The 811-nt window shown below is 49.4% G+C and carries 1 protein-coding gene; it reads right to left on the bottom strand.

Going from position 1 to position 811, the window contains the following annotated elements; genetic code table 11:
• Positions 1–214 precede the first annotated feature (214 nt).
• Positions 215–673: an IS200/IS605 family transposase gene (tnpA, locus tag BUB27_RS17945; protein ID WP_143185272.1), complete on the bottom strand. Its 459-nt coding sequence runs from the start codon at positions 671–673 to the stop codon at positions 215–217.
• Positions 674–811 lie beyond the last annotated feature (138 nt).

Genomic DNA, 811 nt, shown 5'->3' with positions numbered 1-811 from the left:
CATCACACCCAACGCATCACACCCAACGCATCACACCCGACGTATCCCATCAGGCACAACCCACCCTGCGTATGCTACCAGCTCACACACTTGCTACTCTGGGCAAAACCCCAACGGGGTTTCGTCATCTAGCCCGGGGTTGTGGCCCGAAGGGACGCTACCCCGGGGATGCTTTCATATTTTAAAACGACCCCAACGGGGTCGCGGAAATCTGTTAGTCCCACAAGTACTTCTCATCATAGTCAAGTCCATGCTTATTGAGCAAACTGCGATATTCATTTTGAAAGCTCATCCTTGCATGGTGCTCCTCTTGATTGGCAATGTAACTGATCACCTCACCGATAGCTGATGAGGAAACAGAAAATGCACCATAACCTGACTGCCATGAGAACTTCTTCATCATGCTTCCTGAGCCCTCACCAAGCCATTTGCTTGATACACGCTTCAGTTCCTTTACCAGATCAGCAACCGTAACTTGCTTTCCGAGAATACACAGAACATGCACGTGATCCTCTACCCCACCAATCTGTACAGGCTTACAGCCTAAACTTTTTAGGACACCGCCCAAATAGCGATGCAGCTCAGACCTTAAAGCGTAATCCGCAAAAAAGGGATAACGTTCTTTTGTGGAAAATATTATATGTACACAGCAGTGGCAAAACGTATGGGCCATGATCCTAGCTAAACTAGATCATAATGTCTTGCCAGATTATTACGCGACCCCGTTGGGGTCGTATAGGTGGTGGGCCACCTATACCGGGGTAGCGCCCCTACGGGTCACAACCCCGGCCTAAAATCCAGAACCCCGTTG

Origin of the sequence: Rubritalea squalenifaciens DSM 18772 (assembly GCF_900141815.1) — a bacterium.
Lineage (GTDB): Bacteria > Verrucomicrobiota > Verrucomicrobiia > Verrucomicrobiales > Akkermansiaceae > Rubritalea > Rubritalea squalenifaciens.
This window is presented reverse-complemented; position numbering and strand designations above follow the sequence as displayed.